This window comes from Streptomyces sp. DH37 (assembly GCF_029813835.1).
GTDB lineage: Bacteria > Actinomycetota > Actinomycetes > Streptomycetales > Streptomycetaceae > Streptomyces.
In genome coordinates this window covers 65,938-81,918 of record NZ_JARVKV010000014.1, presented here as the reverse complement: position 1 = coordinate 81,918, position 15,981 = coordinate 65,938, and the positions used below count along the sequence as shown (strand labels likewise).

Below are 15,981 nucleotides of genomic sequence, written 5' to 3'. Positions count from 1 at the left end.
GTGGTGGGGCCGGACTGGCGCTTCTAGGCCCCTTCGCTGACCGCCGGGACCGGTGGCCCCGTATGAGGACCGCCGGCAGTACGCAGGATCCGCAGCGGCAAGAGGTTCACCGGAAGGAAGAGAGAAGGAGGCGGACACCATCAGGATCGCCCGGGCGAGAACGGTCCGCCCGGGTACCGCAGGCCCCGGAACGGAAGGTGGTCCCACGGTCACGCACCCGCGATCCCCGCACGCCCCGCCCCCCGTCGGGGGTCGGCGCGGAAACAGAAGGCCGGCATCGCAGTAGGTCGGCCGATGGTGTTACAAATCCCTCGGGGCCTTGGTGCCGTACGGCACCAAGGCCCCTCGACGCATTCCCCCATCAGAGGTGCAGATGACCGCAGACACACCGCTCGACCGAATCGACGACGACGACTACCCCGCCTACACCATGGGACGAGCAGCGGAGATGCTCGGCACCACGCCCGCCTTCCTGCGGGCCCTCGGTGACGCCCGGCTGATCACGCCCCTGCGTTCCGAGGGCGGTCACCGTCGCTACTCCCGCTACCAGCTGCGTATCGCCGCCCGCGCCCGTGAACTGGTCGACCAGGGCACCGCCATCGAGGCGGCCTGCCGCATCATCATCCTGGAGGACCAGCTCGAAGAGGCCCGGCGCATCAACGACGAACTGCGACGCGGTGCCGTCGGATCCGGCCGCAAGGCGGACGCCTGACCCGCACCCTCACAGCGGACGGCAGCCGATCAGACCGGGCGCCGTCCGGCCCGGTGCCGTCCGGCCCGGTGCGGCAGTCCGAGGGGACGAGCGGCCGGTGCGGACGCGTCACCCGGAGCGGGGCGCGGCCCGACGGCGGCGGGGCCTGTGAGGGCGCGTCCCTGTGCGGCGGCATGACGGCGCACCCGGCGGACGAGGACGGGTGCCGCCGGCAGGGGGTCGTCAGGGAGCCGCCGGCGGATCTCCGGGGGCGGTCCGACGGCGGAGGCATGGGGCGCCCTGCGCCGCGGAAGCCCGCTGGAGCGGGTCGACGATCTTCGCGACCGCCGCCTTGGGGACGGTGCGGCAGGTGAAGCCGAGCCGGGTCATGGCCCGGAGGACTTCGCCGTTGCTGAAATCGCGGCGGTCCTGGTGGGTGACGAGCTGGCCGACCTGCTTGGCGGGGTAGCGGCGGCGCCCGACGATCACGGAGTCGCCGGTGACCGGCTCGGGTTTGACGCCCTTCATCGATTCCAGCACACCGCCCTTGGTGAGCTCGAACGGAAAGCGGGCGATGACACAACGCATGGGACCTCACAAGGAGCGGAGGGGGAGGGGCCGTGGTGAGGCGGTTCAGCGGGAGGGGGCGAGGACGCCCGGGGCGCTGCCGTGCTCGTCGACCACGGGCAGGGATCCGAGCCGCCGGTGCCGCACCGCGTGCCCGGCTTCGGCCACCGCGGTCGGCGACGAGGCGAAGGGCCCGCCGCCGTCGGCGATGTCGCGCAGGCGGACCCGGTCCGTGTATCCGGAACCGTCCCGCACGGCGGTGAGCCGGGCCCGGGTGACCAGGCCGGTGCGCCGGCCGTCCTCGTCGCAGACGACGAGGTGACCCGTGCGGGCGGCGGCCATGACGGACAGCGCCACCTCGACGGTCATGTCGTCCCAGACCCGAGGCCCGTCCGCGTCCACGGCTTCGGCGGCCGTCCTGTGCGCGGAGTCGGTGCTCGTTGAGCGGGGATGCGTCTGGACCAGGGTCAAGAGGTGCCTCCTGCGGAGATGGGTCGGGTTTCTGATCAGGGCGGTTCTAGGCTGCCGCCCCGGCGGCGGACTGCCGTGCGGGCGCGCGCCGGATCGCCGAGGCCGGGCGGCGCCGGCCGCGTGAGGCGGCGCTGCGCCCGGGGCGTCCGACCACCGGCGCGGTGCCGACGACCGGGATGCCGGAGGGGGCCTGGGCGCCGGTGATGCGGTGCAGGGCCTCCTCGCCGGCGCGGACCCGGGTGGTCTGCGGGACGATGCCGGCCGTCGCCATGAGGCGGGTCATGGCGCGGCGCTGGTCCGGGGTGACCAGGGTGACGACGCTGCCGGACTCGCCTGCGCGGGCCGTGCGGCCGCCGCGGTGGAGGTAGTCCTTGTGGTCGGTCGGGGGATCGACGTTGACGACGAGGTCGAGGTTGTCGACGTGGATGCCGCGGGCGGCGACGTTGGTCGCCACCAGCACGCTGACGTGCCCGTTCCTGAACCGCGTCAGCGTACGGGTGCGCTGCGGCTGCGACTTGCCCCCGTGCAGGGCGGCGGCCCGTACCCCGCTGTTCAGGAGGTGCTCGGTGAGGCGGTCGACGGCGTGCTTGGTGTCCAGGAACATGATCACGCGGCCGTCGCGTGCGGCGATCTCGGTGGTGGCCGCGTGTTTGTCGGCGCCGTGGACGTGGAGCACGTGGTGCTCCATCGTCGTGACCGCGCCGGCCGGCGGATCGACGGAGTGCACCACGGGGTCGCTCAGGTAGCGGCGCACGAGCAGATCGACGTTGCGGTCGAGAGTGGCGGAGAACAGCATGCGCTGGCCGTCGGGGCGGACCTGGTCGAGCAGCGCGGTGACCTGCGGTATGAAGCCCATGTCGGCCATCTGGTCCGCTTCGTCGAGGACGGTGACCCGGACCCGGTCCAGTCGGCAGTCGCCGCGTTCGACGAGGTCCCTGAGGCGTCCGGGAGTGGCGACGACGACCTCGACACCGCCGCGCAGCGCGCCGGCCTGCCTGCCGATCGGCATCCCTCCCACGACGGTGGCCAGGCGCAGCTTCACCGAACGGGCGTACGGCGTGAGCGCCTCGGTGACCTGCTGCGCCAGCTCACGCGTCGGTACGAGGACCAGCCCCAGCGGCTGCCGGGCCTCGGCGCGCCGCCCGGCCGTACGGGCCAGCAGGGCCAGCCCGAAGGCGAGGGTCTTGCCGGAACCGGTGCGCCCCCGGCCGAGGACATCGCGGCCGGCGAGGGAGTTCGGCAGCGTCGCGGCCTGGATCGGGAACGGTACGGTCACGCCCTGCGAGACGAGCGCGGCCAGCAGTTCCGCGGGCATGCCGAGATCGGCGAAGCTCGCCGCGGCGGGCAGCGCCGGGGTGATCGTCTCCGGAAGGGCGAAATCGCCCCGGAGCGCGGCGGGACGGCGGTTGCGACCGTTGGAACGGATCGGCCCGCCGGAGCGGCTCGGGGGTGATGTGCCGAACCGGTTGCCCTTTTCCCCGGAGGCGGCGCTGCCGTTCCGAGGGCGGGCGAAGCGGTCGTTCGTGCGTGTGCGGTTCATGCGGAACCTTCCTCGATGCGGCACATATCAAGGAATTCTCGCAGCGGGGAGCAGTAAGGAGAATCGCAAGAACGGACCGAGTGGAATGCGAAATTGAATCGTGCGCTGCGGTGCGGTCGAGAGGGGACGCGGGGGCGTCCTCGAAGGGGAGACCGCGTACACGGGCCCGCGGATCCCCAGCAGCCGTCCCGCGGGTGGAACCGCGGCGGGAGGCGTAGCGGGAAGCGCGTGCGGCCGGGGCCCGCACCCCGAAGGATGCGGGCCCCGGCTGCGAAGTGCGCGTCGGCGTCAGGCGAGGACGATGTTCTCGGCCGTCGGGCCCTTCTGGCCCTGCGCGATGTCGAAGCTCACCTTCTGGCCCTCGTGGAGCTCGCGGAAGCCCTGGGCGGCGATGTTCGAGTAGTGGGCGAAGACGTCGGCGCCGCCGCCGTCCTGCTCGATGAAGCCGAAGCCCTTTTCCGCGTTGAACCACTTCACGGTACCGGTGGTCATGTCCTGTCTCCTTCGGGGCAGTGAGTCGGCGTCCGCACTGCGCGGACGCCGTGTCGCCGCGATGATCGCCCCGCCCGGAAAAGACCGGCGCCAAAAAGTGCTTCCAGCGGCGCAGAGGCCGACTGAGAAGGTCCTGGAATTCGGGAACCACAACTGCAACTGGTGTCGACGGTAGCACGTTGCGGCGGCATGTGTGTGTTGAGCAATTCCGCTCCGGCCGTTGCCGCAAGGAAACTGTCCGTGCGTTTCGTCAAATTCTCACCCCGCGGATGCAGATATGATGTCGTCCAGGCCCCGCTGGTCCGCGGATCTCCGGCTCCGACTCCCGAATCCGACTCCCGGCTCCGGCCACGGGGGGCGGGGACCGGACTGGTGGAGGCGGATTCGTGGCTCCCCGCCACCACCGGATGAGGGGCAGGGCCCGTCCGGTTGACGGGCCCGATGCGGCAGGCGACGCCGCGGGAGCGGGCGGGGGAGAACCGGCCGCAGGGCGGCTGTGCGTTCACCGCCACGCGCCGCCGCCAGGCATCCGGAGTCCGGCAGCGATCACCTCACTCCGGAGCCGGCAGACCATCTGACGCCACTCCCGCGGATCTGCCGCTACCCCGCCTCCCAGCCGCCCGTCCACCGCCCCGTCTCCCCGACCGGCCGCGCGGCGAAGGACATCCTCCCCCGGGCACGGCCGCGCCGGACGGCGGCCGTGCCCGGGGGAGTTGAACCGGCGAGACTCCCCGTCCGTGGACCGCGACGGGCCACGTCGTGCCGAGGACGTTCCGGCGATCCCCGATCCCCGACTCCCGCAGTGACCCAGCCCGAAAGCCCGAAAGCCCGGAAGCCCGGAAGCCCGAAAAAGGGAACGATGACGAAGAGTCTGCGGCTCCTGACCGGCGCCGCCGCCCTGACCGCCCTGCTGTCCGCCCTGCCGGCCCAGACCGCGCAGGCCGCCTCCTACGTCAAGTTCCGCAACGCCCACACCGGCCTGTGCCTGGCCGCCGTGAACGCGACCGAGGCGCCGCGCCAGATCGGCTGCTCGCAGCCCGGCTACGAGCACGTCAAGTGGGAGATCATCCGCAAGTCGGTGGGCGGCGACGAGTTCTGGATGCTCAAGAACGCGATCACCGGGGAGTGCCTGGACAGCCGGGGCACGGGATCCGTCTACCTCTCCGGGTGCTACTCGGGGGACCCGGGCCAGTGGTGGTACTTCCTGGACCGGGAGCACTTGCTGCACGTCGACACCTGGGAGACCCGCGGCGTCCAGCACCGTCTGGTGGGATGGAACGACCGAAGCGTGTCGGCCCCGTCGACCTCCACCGAGTACCTGTCGGCCAAGGCGGTCTGGCGCGTCGAGTGACCCGGCCGCCGGCGCGGGCCTCCCGCCCGGCACGGCCGCGCCATGCTGCTGACGGCGGCCGGGACGGCTCCCCGCGTGGTGACGGAGACCCCGGGGCGCAGCCGGGTCAGCAGCACCATGGACGTCTGCACGCACGTGGCGCGGGAGACCCGGCGGGAGACGATCAGCCACCTGGACCGGCTGCTCAGGAGACGTCCCGACCACGGCTGATCGCTGCCGTTGATGTCAACCGTGGATGTCAAAGGGCACCTACTCAATTGAGTAGGTGCCCTTTGTGCCGGTGCCCCCGGCAGGATTCGAACCTGCGACACCCGCTTTAGGAGTGAGGGTGAGGAGTAGGGGCGGTGGCCTGAAGGTTTGACGCCTGGTCAGGCTGCCGAAAACTCGACTGCGAGACCCCGCCGTTGACCGTGGCTGACCCCTGCATCTGGCACGGCAGTGGCACGAACTTCAGTCGACGACAGCCAGCCACGACGGCGGGTGCGCCAACCGATCACGCACGCGTATGCCTCGCTGCACCCCCACCGGCTTCAGCCACGCTATAGGGGTTTGCCGTCGACCAGAGCAAGCGGCCACGGCTGGCCCGTGACGGTGGCCGGAGCCCTCAGCTTGGGACCCTGGGGTGATCTACGGCCGGTTGCTGGGCTGACCTGTAGGGGAGCGGCTTGGACGTTGGATCGGTCGCACACTCGTGCCCAGTGTTTTCCGTGGTTCCCCGCGTGACCTGGCCCGCGTCCCGCACGGGCGCCTGCTCAATGCGGGATCTCGTCGATCCCAGGAAGTACCCGAACATACCAACGTGGACCTTCGTCAGCACTGTGCGTGGGAGGCCCCAACCCGAGACTGGGGCCTCCCATCGCTATCAGCGAATCATGCGCCCGGAGCCGAACGGCTCCTCAGTTTTTCTCAAACCTCAAATTTGAAGCGGTTAGGGTCTTCGAGGATTCTCAATGCGTTGGCCCGCTCCTCCTTGACTCCCACATAGATGGGTTCGCGTCCCGATACAATTCGGTGAATCCATCCTTGCGACTGCAAGGCACTCAACACGGCAGGCACACGACCCCTAATAGCTGGATCCAACCCTCTGAAAAGCCCGCTTTCTTTACGGCCAGATCCTCGTTGCGAGTAGATCTTCTTCAGGATCGTCAGAGCGATCTTGACGTCGACAGACTGCTTCAACTGCATGATGCCGGCAGTAGTTTGAGATAGTGAAGCAAATCCCTCAATCTCGCATTCGATGAAATTGCTTGCGAGGCTTGCAGGGATGCTCGCCGCCCCATCGATAAACCCGATTAGGCACGACTTGAAAACCGGACTTCCTTCTTCAGGGTCAATTGAAGAAATATCTAGGTGGTGAATGACCGAATCGTGAAAACTTACCTTGGGTAGAACGGTGCTGCTATCGGAGAGCGCCAGGGATTCGATCATCACACCTTCGACAATGAAGCTCTGTCGTACCGTGTCTGGCCCCATGTAATCGGCTACTCGCAGCGAGTCTGCCAACACAGCGTCGTACTGGTGGTTGTCCTGGCGACGTTTCGCGGCGCCAAGAACAGTGCCAGCTGGAACTCCTCTGGAATCGAGAGTCAGAGCAGCCACTCCAATTCCAAGGTCGGTGGATGAGACTACCCAAGAAGCGTTTTGGGCGAGAGTGTGACCTTCATGCGAATACTCCAGGTAGGCGGCAAGATCCTCGCCATATGCAGTGTCGGCAAGGTCGCGGTCCACGAATACTCGTTGCTCTTGATCTGGATCCATGCTGGCGGCAGTTGGGTTTGCCAATCCGGGCAGCCGGAGGAGGAGCTGAATCCCTTCCTCGTCGGGCTCCAATCCGTTCACTTCGCGGAAAGCCTGGCTGAGAATTTTCATGTCCACCGGACCAGTCTCCTCGCCAGTGGAACGTGCAAGCGTAGCGACTCTGGAAACAAGCTGCTTGATTTTCTCCGGTCGGACCGCAGTAAACATTTTCGCTTCCCGCTTACAGATCAAGCCAAACAACATTCGCCACGCGGCAGCCTGATCAATCAGAGAATCTGATTCGACATCATACATAGCTCCTTCGGCCAGCAGATAGCCGATCAGAAGTGGCCGTGTGGGCAGCCATTCTGGCACCCGCCATGTGATCTGGGCCTTTTCCAGATAACTGGCCATTTGCTCAGCAGTGAAGTCATGAATGGTTTGCACGGAGCATTCATCCGTCAATCCAAGGACTTCGATCATTTCTCTGGTGGATGAAAAAAAGTGATCGCGTCCACATACAGCGATCCCGGCATCTTCCGGTGCTTCTTCGATCAGCCTTCGAACCCCGGAAAGTGCTTGGTATCGTACCTGTTTGACGTCTGCCGCGCTTCCCATCCAACGAGTCGGTACGATCTCGTCGAATCCGTCGAGGAGCAGCACGCAGGCTCCAGCGCGCCACGCTGAAGTAAGCGCTCGGTCGCTGCTAAATCCTACTTCCTCAGAGTGCCTGCGGAGTATTTCCGCAGGTGTCTTGAGGCCGGCGCAGTCGCGCAAATTAATGTGCACGGGAAATGGTGTCAACTTGTTGTGCTTGAAATGTGATTTGCGCATCTCGTTGTAGAGCTGCCTTAGCGCGTGACTTTTGCCGACGCCGAACTCCCCGACGATTAGATGGCGTCCTCCTTCTGTTAGGCTCTTGGATACGTCTTTAACGTTGCTTTCTTTGCCTTCGGTGTTCGAGAAGATGGTATCCACGCTCACGGACGGCGAAGCGGGCTTGGTGACATAAGAGATGCTGCCGAATGGAGCTTTGTCCCTGCACTGGATATATCCCTCCGAGTCACACAGTCGGCGGGAAAGCGTTGCCATGCTAATGGCGTGAATAGGGAACTTCGCCCGCTCGGCTTCCTTTTTTACTGCCGCTTTCTGTTCCGCCGTCGGCTCGTCTCGGGTCACAACCCAACCCGTAACGCTCTTGTAGGCGTTCTCTGGCTTTTTATGCAGTTCGATGAGAAGGTCTCTGACCTTAGACGCGTCCTGAGTTGCCTTAGCCTTATCCCTCCGGGTTGTGAATTCGTAGACATGGAGAGCGTCGTCTGTCTCGAAAGCGGCATCAATTTCTCGACCGCGATGCATAACTGGCCCTTGAATACCCATGGGGTCATGAATGGCCTTGGCGGCAGCGAGCGCCCTTTTCTCGAACTGCGGCCCAGTCTCATCCTCGTACATTTACTCCCTTTTCGTAGGATCGAGGGGTTGCAATGTAGTCGCTGCATCCGCGATGTGCTCGGAGCTTTTGGTTGCCTTCAAGGCTAGTGAGTGTGGGTGTGGGTGTGGGTGTGGGTGTGGTGAGACTAGCTGCTTGTCCCTTGCCATGGAGGGAAGTTGCCACACTGTTCGGTGGGTTCGTCCGACTGCGCTGTACCGATCGGCGGCTGGCCGCTGTGCGCGGCACTGGCGCCGGCCGGGCTGGAGCGGGGCGGAGACAGGAGTGCAGGCCCGGCCGGGGGCCGAGCCGCGCGCGGGGAGCGGAGCGAGCCGCCTTGACGTGAGTTCGTGGAGGGCGACCTGTTACGTGGCTTCCCGCCCATGCGTGGGTGGGCCGCCCAGGGCAGGGAGGCGGACGTAGTGGCACGCGTGTGGCACGGCGCCTGAAACGGCTAAGGGCCAGCCCAGGAGGAGACCCTCCTGGGCTGGCCCTTCTCTCTGTGCCCCCGGCAGGATTCGAACCTGCGACACCCGCTTTAGGAGAGCGGTGCTCTATCCCCTGAGCTACGAAGGCGTGACGGAGGACAGGTTAGCGGATGGGCGCGGGCTGTGCCGAACGTGTTGCGCGGGGAGGCGCCGGGGCGGGGCCGGGTCAGTAGGTCAGGCCGTGGCCGAAGGGGTGAAGGGTGCCGGTGGAGTCGAGGGTCGGGATGGCGACCGGGAGCCTGCCGGTGGGGGAGAGGTCGCCGTAGACGGCGCGGACGGCGGCCCGGAGGGAGGGCGTGCCGTACGAGTAGGTGGCCAGGTAGGCCGGGACGTCGGGGAAGCGGCGGATGTCGTACGGGTTGCGGACGGCCACGGCGACGACCGGCTTGCCGGTGCCCATCAGGGCCTGGACGAGTTTCGCCTGGGCGGCGCCCTTCTCGGAGCCCGCCGCGGCGGCGTTGACGGCGACGATCACCAGGTCGTGGCCGGCCGCCGCGCCCGCCGCCTCCGTGATACGGGCCGCGCTCGGGACGGCGCCCGTCTCCAGGGTGGCGGCCGTCTGGCCGGGCCGTTCGGCGACGGCGTCGGCGAGGGCCCGGGTGGTGCCCACCCCCCAGCCGGTGACCAGGACCGAGCGGGCGCCGGAGGAGAGGGGCAGCAGGGCGCCCTCGTTCCGGACCAGGGTGACCGTGCGGTCGGTGATGGCCTGGGCGTCGGCCCGGTGGCGCCGGTTGCCGACGACGCGGACGGCGCGCTGCTCGTCCACGTACGGATTCCGGAAGAGCTCCCGGCGGAACTTGTGGGTCAGGATCCGCTCGACCGAGGCGTCCAGGCGGGAGGCGAGGACCTCGCCGCCGCGCACGGCGGCCAGGACGGCGTTGTAGGCGGTGTCCATCCGCGGCGCCAGGACGAGCTGGTCGCAGCCCGCCGCGAGCGCCCGGACCGGGGCCACGTCCGGCGGGAACCGGCCCGAAGCGCCCTGCATGTCCAGGGCGTCGGTGACGATCAGGCCCTCGAAGCCCAGCTCCTCGCGCAGCAGCCCGGTGATGATCGGCTGCGACATGGTGGCCGGGACGCCCGACGGGTCCAGGGCCGGGACGACGATGTGGGCGGTCATGATCGTGTCGACGCCCTGCGCGATCGCGGCCCGGAAGGGCGGCAGGTCGATGCTCTCCAGCTCCTCGCGGGTGTGGTTGATCTGCGGGAGGCCGGTGTGGCTGTCGGTGTCGGTGTCGCCGTGCCCGGGGAAGTGCTTGGCCGCCGAGGCGACCCGGCCGCGGTGGTAGCCGTCCACGGCGGAGGCGACCAGGGAGGAGCACAGGGCCGGGTCGGAGCCGAAGGAGCGGACGCCGATGACCGGGTTGTCGGGGTTGACGTTGACGTCGGCGACGGGTGCGTAGTTCTGGTTGATCCCCATGACGGCCAGCTCCCGGCCGATGATCCCGGCCGAGCGCCGGGTGTCGGCCGTGGACCGGCCCGCCGCCAGCGCCATGTTCCCGGGGAGGAGGGTGGCCGGGTCGGCGAGCCGGTAGACGACGCTGCCGCCCTCCTGGTCGATGGAGATCAGCAGCGGTACGCGGGCGCCGGTGCGGCACGCGGCCTCCTGGAGGCCGTTGGAGAGACGGGCGGTCTGGAGCGGGTCGCGGACGTTGTCGGGGCCGCGGCGGGCGTCGAAGTAGATGACTCCGCCCGGCCGGTACTTGGCGATGACCTCGGCGGGGGTGTCCACGCCGTACAGGGTGCGGTTCCCCGCGGAGACCGTGTCGGCGGCCTGCCCGTAGACCTCGACGACGAAGAGCTGCCCGACCTTCTCCTCCAGGGACATGCGGCGGAGCAGGGCCCGGGCCCTGGCGCGTGCGCGGTCGGTGCCCGAGCCGCTGTCCGCGCTCGCCGGGGAGGTCATGGCGGTGGAGGCGGTCAGCGCCGCGGTGACACCGAACAGGCCGGTGGCGAGGGCTTGTCTGCGGCTGGGAGTCGCGGGCTGCTGCATCGGGGCTCTCCTCACATGGGCGAACGGAGCGGGTGGGGCCGGTGGTGCGCGTGCGGAAGGAACGGCATGTGGGGTGCCGGAGCCGTGGCGGCCACATCGTTCCAGCGCGCCGGGCCCGCGACCAGGGGTGCGTACGACTGCCAGTGGTCCGGCCATTGACGGTGCGCGCGGGGGCGGGGTCGTGCTCGAGGCGTGTGCGGGTTCACGGGGATTGTGTCGGCGGTGGCGGGGCGGAGCGCGGCGACGCGCGGTGGAGGAGCGGTGGAGTACGCCTCGACGTGTGATGGGAGGCACGCCCATCCGCGGAATACCCGGAAGCCGGTCCTGGTTTGCAGGAGCACGGCCGGACGGGGGCGGCCCTCCGGACACCCGGCGGAGGCGGGCGGGCGAGCGGGCGGTCGGCGTATCGGCGTCAAACGGCGTTTTTCGGAACTTTCCGGTCTTTGTGCGATCGCCGGCGGACCGTCGGTGAATCGCCGGCAGATCGTCGGCGGGCCGTCGGGGGTCCTCGCCGACGCCGCCCGGAAGCCGCCGACCGCGCACGGCCCTCCACCGGCGCGCGGCCGGCCGCCGGCCCCCGCCGCGGGTCCAACGGGGGTATCCGCGGCGGGGGCCCGCCGTGCGTTCCGGGCCGGGCGGGGGACGGCGGCCCGCGTCAGGCCCCCTGCCGGGAACCCAGCGGCTTCTCGTACCAGGCGACGTCCCAGTAGCGGCCGAACTTCCGGCCGACCTCGCCGTACGTGCCGACGTGACGGAAGCCGAAGCGGGTGTGGAGGCGTACGGAGGCCTGGTTGGGCTGGGCGATGCCCGCGTAGGCGCGGTGGACGTCCTCGCCGCCGAGGGCCTCGAAGAGGCGCTCGTACAGCAGGGTGCCGACGCCCCGCCCGCACGCGTCGGGCGCCAGGTAGACGCTGACCTCGACCGAGGTGGAGTAGGCCGGCTTGGCGCGGAACGGGCTGCTGGTCGCGTAGCCCAGGACGCGGTTCGTTTCCGCGTCCAGGGCAACCAGAAGACGGTGGGGGCCGTCCTTCGGGTGGGAGAGCAACCAGGGGAGCCTGGCCTCGACGGTGAGGGGCTCGACGTCGAACGTGACCGGGGTCTCGCGGACGTAGTGGTTGTAGATGTCCGTCAGCTCCGGAAGGTCGCCTTCCTCGCCCGTTCTGACCTGGACTTCTCCGCCTTCTGTCATGAAAGGCCCCCTCCGTGTGGCGGCGCAGAATACCGCAAGATCCGGAAAAACGATGCGCGGCATGGGAATTCTGTCCGGATTGCAGTCGTTGATTCCATCGGAACGGGCACCCGAACCAGGAGACGCCGGGTGGCTGGACCGCCACCGACCAGTTGTAACCACGACTCGTAAGGGAGTACGCATGGCAACCCGTGCCGTTGCCCGTCGTCAGGCCACTTCCAACGGTGCTGACGAGGCACGACCTGTACGTACCTCGTCGGCGGGGGATGTAGCGGACCGGGACCTGGTCGGCATGTACCTCGACGAGATCGCCCGCACTCCGCTGCTGGACGCGGCGAAGGAGGTCGAGCTCTCGCTCGCCATCGAGGCGGGCGTGTACGCCCGGCAGATCCTCGACGGCGAGGTCGACAGCCCGGCGGAGGACTCGCCGAGCGCGACCGCGACCCGCGAGGAGCTGGAGGCGATAGTCGCCGAGGGCGAGCGCGCCAAGGACGTCTTCATCCGCTCCAACCTGCGTCTGGTCGTCGCCGTCGCGCGGCGCTACCCCCGCAGCGGACTGCCGCTCCTGGACCTGATCCAGGAGGGGAACGCGGGTCTGGTGCGGGCGGTGGAGAAGTTCGACTACCGCAAGGGCTTCAAGTTCTCCACGTACGCGACGTGGTGGATCCGCCAGGCCATCACGCGGTCGATCGCCGACCAGTCGCGCACGATCCGCCTCCCCGTCCACCTGGTGGAGGAGCTGGGACGGATCCGGCGCGTGCAGCGGGAGTTCAACCGCGAGCACGGCCGCGACCCCGAGCCCGCCGAGATCGCCGAGGAGCTGGGCTCCACGGCCGAGCGCATCACGGACGTGCTGGACTGGGCGCGCGACCCGGTCAGCCTGAACATGTCCGTGGACGACGAGGGCGAGACGCAGTTCGGCGATCTGCTGGAGGACACCTCCGCGACCTCCCCCGAGGACTCCGTGCTCGTGATGCTGCGGCGCGAGGAGCTGGAGGGCATGATCGGCCGGCTCGACGACCGCACCGCCTCCATCATCCGGGCGCGCTACGGCATCGAGGACGGCCGCGAGCGCACGCTGACCGAGGTCGGCAAGCAGCACGGCCTGACGAGGGAACGCATCCGCCAGATCGAGAAGCACGCCCTGCTCGAACTGAAGAAGATGGCCCATGACACGGGCTTCGACGCGGCGGCGTGACCGTGTCCGGCGCGGTGGACCGCACCGCGCCGCGACGGACCGCGACCGAAGAGAACCCCCCGACCACCCCATGACCAGGGCCCCGGCGCACTCCCCCCAGCGCCGGGGTCCTGCCGTGTCCGGGCCCCCGCGGCGGGCCGGGTGGTCAGGAGCGGCCGTAGAGGTCGCCGTACGCGGGGAACACCCCGCCCGGTCCGTCCACGCCCTCGGCGGCCCGTACCGCCTTCACCACCGCCCGCGTCAGGGTGTCGGCGCCGGCGGCCAGCACGTCGTTGATCTCCTCCGCCGCCGGACGGCGCGCGCCGGTGGACAGGGCGAAGACGGTGTCCCCGTCGGTGAGCAGGTGCACCGGGCGGACGGCGCGGGCCAGCCCGTCGTGCGAGGTGCCCGCCAGCTTCTGCGCCTGGGCGGGAGTGAGGTCGGCGTCGGTGGCCACCACGGCCAGCGTGGTGTTGAGCGGGGGGCGTACGGAGGCGGCCGAACGGCGCTCCGACTCCTGCTGGGCGGCGGCCAGACGCCGCAGCGCCTCGGCGTGCTCGGACTCGGAGGGGAAGGCCGGGCGCCCGCCGTACAGCTCGCCGTAGAGCACGCCCGTCGCCGGATCGATGACCGAGCCCACCGCGTTCACCACGGCCAGCGCGCCCACCGTGGTGCCCGAGGGCAGGACCGTGCTCGCGGTGCCCACCCCGCCCTTGAGCCCGCCCGCCACGGCTCCCGTGCCCGCTCCCACGGTGCCCTGGGGCACCGGCTGCCCGACGGCCGTACGGGAGGCGGCCTCCGCCGCCTCCCGGCCGAGCGCGGCGTCGGGGCGGGCCCGCCAGGAGCCGCCGCGGCCGAGGTCGAAGAGACAGGCGGCCGGGACCACGGGCACCACCTGGTCCGGCTCGGGGCCGACCGGGAAGCCCCTGCCCCGCTCCTCCAGCCAGGCCGTCACCCCGCCGGCCGCGTCCAGCCCGAAGGCGCTGCCCCCGGTCAGGACCACGGCGTCCACGCGCTCCACCAGGTTGCGCGGGTCCAGCGCGTCGGTCTCCCGGGTGCCCGGTCCGCCGCCCCGCACGTCCACGGCGGCGACCGCGCCGCCCTCCGGGGCCAGGACCACGGTCGTGCCCGTCAGCCAGCCGTCCCCGGTCCGCTGGGCGTGGCCGACCCGCAGGCCGTGTACATCCGTCAGTGCGTCGTTGGCTCTCGAGGCGCTCATGGTGGCCATGATCTCGCGGCGGCGGGCCGGAGCCGCCGTACCCTGGAGGGATGAGCACCCCCGCCGCCTCCGGTTCCGGGCATCGCGACCCGGCCTCCGCACTGGACTTCTCCGACCCCCTGAGCCGGCCCTCGGCCGACGACACCGACCGGGGCTGGGGCGAGCGGACGGAGGCGGGGAGCGACGGCGGCGCGGGCGATCTGGCCCGCTTCCTGGACGAGAAGCCCCCGCACCACCTGTGAGGCGTCCCGGGCCGCGCTACCGCTGCCCGGACTTCCCCGCGTTCCCGGCCGGCCCGCCGGAGTCCGGCCGGGCACCACTTCCGTGGACGTTGCGCTGCGCCGTCAGGACGGCGGCGTCCGGGATGGCGCCGCCGTCGCGCTGGGCCAGCAGGGCGTCGCGGATCTCGGTGAGCAGCTCCACCTCGGTCTTCTGGACGGGCGTCGCGGCCGCTTCCGCCGCCTCCTGGGCGCTCAGGGCGTCCAGCCGCTTCTTGAGCTTGTTCATCGGCACGATCATGAGGAAGTAGACGACCGCGGCGGTGATCAGGAAGGTCAGCGCGGCGCTCAGCACCGAGCCCCACTTGATCGCGATGCCGCTGACGGCCGCGCCCGTCGCCCGGTCGAAGGTGCAGGGGCCCTGGAGGCAGGACTGGTAGCGGTCGAGGTCCTTGGGGCCGATCGAGCCCACCACCGGGTTGATGACGCCCTCCACCACCGAGTTCACGATCTTGGTGAAGGCCGCTCCGATGACGACGGCGACGGCCAGATCGACCACGTTGCCCCGCATCAGGAATGCCTTGAACCCGGCCAGGACGCCCTGCTTCTCGCTCAACGGACTGCCTCTTCTCTGCGCACGCGCTCCGGCCTCCGCCGGAAGAACGCAGCACACGCTGCACGAACACCGCGCGGGCTGTCCAGTTCGGGCTCCGGCCGGCGGCGGTCAGCACAGCGTCACCGCCAGACGGGAGTGCGCCGCGGCGCCGGCGAGCCGGGCGGCCGTCGGCCGGGGCACCGTGAGCACCACCAGTGCCCCGGCCTCTTCGCCGAAGGCGGTGCCGGTGCCGGTGCCGGGTTCCGGCCCGGCCCCGGGCACGGCCGCCACCCGTACGTTCCGGGCGATGATCCGCGCGCTGCCCGTCGGGGCGGCGGCCGAGGCGTCACCGGCGGGGGTGGCCAGGACGTCCACCCTGTCCCCGGGGCGCAGCAGCCGGACCGCCGCCGCGTCCGGAATCCGCACCGGGGCGTCCACCGTCACCGCGCCGTCGTCCCGGTGCGCGGAGGACGGGACCGGGGGCGCCGGTGCGGGCGCCCGTCCGGACGCGGACCGGGCCGCCGGGGCCGTGCGGTCCCCGCCGGGCTCCCCGCGCGGCCCCCAGGGCGCGGCGCCGGTGAGGACGGCGGCCAGGAGCACCGCCGCCATCCGCGACCAGCGGCCGGCCGTCCGCAGCGGGCCGAGGAGGCCCCGTCCCACGCGCACCGGCTCGAACTCCGGCACGGAACAGGAGGCCGGAGGGCGCGGGGGCGGGGACGGGGGTGGCGGGGGAACGGAGGAGTAGGGGGAGGAGGGAGAGGAGGAAAGGGGAGAGGGGAGGGAGGGGGAGGGAAGGGACGTGGACATCGCGGTCACCGCCTCGTGCT

Annotated in this window: 14 protein-coding genes, 1 tRNA gene and 1 pseudogene; 5 read left to right on the top strand and 11 right to left on the bottom strand. The window is 70.1% G+C overall.

Translation table 11 applies throughout. From position 1 onward, the window contains the following. Positions 1-373 precede the first annotated feature (373 nt). On the top strand, positions 374-712 hold the full coding sequence (locus tag QC029_RS10560) for a MerR family transcriptional regulator (RefSeq protein ID WP_279555277.1): 339 nt from the start codon (positions 374-376) through the stop codon (positions 710-712). Positions 713-934: 222 nt separating this feature from the next. On the opposite strand, the gene QC029_RS10555 is transcribed toward QC029_RS10560, so the two are convergent. The 4 genes from QC029_RS10555 to QC029_RS10540 form a co-directional block, all read right to left on the bottom strand. Beyond that, entirely contained in the window at positions 935-1,279 is a 345-nt protein-coding gene (locus tag QC029_RS10555; protein WP_279555276.1) for an SCO5918 family protein, read from the bottom strand. Between the two features lie 45 nt (positions 1,280-1,324). Beyond that, positions 1,325-1,729: a CBS domain-containing protein gene (locus QC029_RS10550; RefSeq protein WP_279555275.1), complete on the bottom strand. Its 405-nt coding sequence runs from the start codon at positions 1,727-1,729 to the stop codon at positions 1,325-1,327. A 46-nt stretch (positions 1,730-1,775) separates the two neighbouring features. Further along, entirely contained in the window at positions 1,776-3,269 is a 1,494-nt protein-coding gene (locus QC029_RS10545; RefSeq protein WP_279555274.1) for a DEAD/DEAH box helicase, read from the bottom strand. A gap of 288 nt (positions 3,270-3,557) precedes the next feature. Continuing rightward, positions 3,558-3,761, bottom strand: coding sequence for a cold-shock protein (locus QC029_RS10540; protein WP_279555273.1), 204 nt, complete (start codon positions 3,759-3,761; stop codon positions 3,558-3,560). Positions 3,762-4,620: 859 nt separating this feature from the next. On the opposite strand from QC029_RS10540, the gene QC029_RS10535 reads away from it, so the two are divergent. Beyond that, entirely contained in the window at positions 4,621-5,112 is a 492-nt protein-coding gene (locus tag QC029_RS10535; RefSeq protein ID WP_279555272.1) for an RICIN domain-containing protein, read from the top strand. A 24-nt stretch (positions 5,113-5,136) separates the two neighbouring features. Beyond that, positions 5,137-5,322 (top strand): annotated as a pseudogene (locus tag QC029_RS10530) (hypothetical protein); the annotation flags it as partial. A 696-nt stretch (positions 5,323-6,018) separates the two neighbouring features. Here the strand turns inward: QC029_RS10530 and QC029_RS10525 are convergent. The 4 genes from QC029_RS10525 to QC029_RS10510 form a co-directional block, all read right to left on the bottom strand. Further along, a complete protein-coding gene (locus QC029_RS10525) occupies positions 6,019-8,301 on the bottom strand; it encodes an NACHT domain-containing protein (protein ID WP_279555271.1) in 2,283 nt (760 codons plus the stop codon). A 480-nt stretch (positions 8,302-8,781) separates the two neighbouring features. Beyond that, a tRNA-Arg gene (locus tag QC029_RS10520) sits at positions 8,782-8,854 on the bottom strand. 78 nt (positions 8,855-8,932) lie between these two features. Beyond that, the gene (locus QC029_RS10515) at positions 8,933-10,756 is read right to left on the bottom strand and encodes a glycoside hydrolase family 3 protein (RefSeq protein ID WP_279555270.1); all 1,824 of its coding nucleotides are present in this window, start codon (positions 10,754-10,756) and stop codon (positions 8,933-8,935) included. A 655-nt stretch (positions 10,757-11,411) separates the two neighbouring features. Continuing rightward, positions 11,412-11,945, bottom strand: coding sequence for a GNAT family N-acetyltransferase (locus QC029_RS10510; protein ID WP_279555269.1), 534 nt, complete (start codon positions 11,943-11,945; stop codon positions 11,412-11,414). A 181-nt stretch (positions 11,946-12,126) separates the two neighbouring features. On the opposite strand from QC029_RS10510, the gene QC029_RS10505 reads away from it, so the two are divergent. Continuing rightward, a complete protein-coding gene (locus tag QC029_RS10505; RefSeq protein WP_279555268.1) occupies positions 12,127-13,143 on the top strand; it encodes an RNA polymerase sigma factor RpoD/SigA in 1,017 nt (338 codons plus the stop codon). 145 nt (positions 13,144-13,288) lie between these two features. Here QC029_RS10505 and QC029_RS10500 read toward each other — a convergent pair whose 3' ends face one another. Beyond that, entirely contained in the window at positions 13,289-14,341 is a 1,053-nt protein-coding gene (locus tag QC029_RS10500; RefSeq protein ID WP_279555267.1) for a P1 family peptidase, read from the bottom strand. Positions 14,342-14,391: 50 nt separating this feature from the next. Between QC029_RS10500 and QC029_RS10495 the strand changes: the two genes are divergently transcribed. Further along, a complete protein-coding gene (locus QC029_RS10495) occupies positions 14,392-14,583 on the top strand; it encodes a hypothetical protein (protein ID WP_279555266.1) in 192 nt (63 codons plus the stop codon). A gap of 16 nt (positions 14,584-14,599) precedes the next feature. Here the strand turns inward: QC029_RS10495 and mscL are convergent, their stop codons facing one another. Both mscL and QC029_RS10485 read right to left on the bottom strand, forming a co-directional pair. Further along, positions 14,600-15,175: a large conductance mechanosensitive channel protein MscL gene (mscL, locus tag QC029_RS10490; protein ID WP_279555265.1), complete on the bottom strand. Its 576-nt coding sequence runs from the start codon at positions 15,173-15,175 to the stop codon at positions 14,600-14,602. 108 nt (positions 15,176-15,283) lie between these two features. Next, on the bottom strand, positions 15,284-15,838 hold the full coding sequence (locus tag QC029_RS10485; protein WP_336621572.1) for an RcpC/CpaB family pilus assembly protein: 555 nt from the start codon (positions 15,836-15,838) through the stop codon (positions 15,284-15,286). Between the last annotated feature and the right edge of the window lie 143 nt (positions 15,839-15,981).

What these genes read in the sequence shown, in the direction of transcription:
- QC029_RS10560 (WP_279555277.1), top strand. Translation starts at nt 374, where the DNA reads ATGACCGCAGACACACCGCTCGACCGAATCGACGACGACGACTACCCC.
- QC029_RS10555 (WP_279555276.1), bottom strand. Translation starts at nt 1,279, where the DNA reads ATGCGTTGTGTCATCGCCCGCTTTCCGTTCGAGCTCACCAAGGGCGGT.
- QC029_RS10545 (WP_279555274.1), bottom strand. Translation starts at nt 3,269, where the DNA reads ATGAACCGCACACGCACGAACGACCGCTTCGCCCGCCCTCGGAACGGC.
- QC029_RS10540 (WP_279555273.1), bottom strand. Translation starts at nt 3,761, where the DNA reads ATGACCACCGGTACCGTGAAGTGGTTCAACGCGGAAAAGGGCTTCGGC.
- QC029_RS10535 (WP_279555272.1), top strand. Translation starts at nt 4,621, where the DNA reads ATGACGAAGAGTCTGCGGCTCCTGACCGGCGCCGCCGCCCTGACCGCC.
- QC029_RS10525 (WP_279555271.1), bottom strand. Translation starts at nt 8,301, where the DNA reads ATGTACGAGGATGAGACTGGGCCGCAGTTCGAGAAAAGGGCGCTCGCT.
- QC029_RS10515 (WP_279555270.1), bottom strand. Translation starts at nt 10,756, where the DNA reads ATGCAGCAGCCCGCGACTCCCAGCCGCAGACAAGCCCTCGCCACCGGC.
- QC029_RS10510 (WP_279555269.1), bottom strand. Translation starts at nt 11,945, where the DNA reads ATGACAGAAGGCGGAGAAGTCCAGGTCAGAACGGGCGAGGAAGGCGAC.
- QC029_RS10505 (WP_279555268.1), top strand. Translation starts at nt 12,127, where the DNA reads ATGGCAACCCGTGCCGTTGCCCGTCGTCAGGCCACTTCCAACGGTGCT.
- QC029_RS10500 (WP_279555267.1), bottom strand. Translation starts at nt 14,341, where the DNA reads ATGAGCGCCTCGAGAGCCAACGACGCACTGACGGATGTACACGGCCTG.
- QC029_RS10495 (WP_279555266.1), top strand. Translation starts at nt 14,392, where the DNA reads ATGAGCACCCCCGCCGCCTCCGGTTCCGGGCATCGCGACCCGGCCTCC.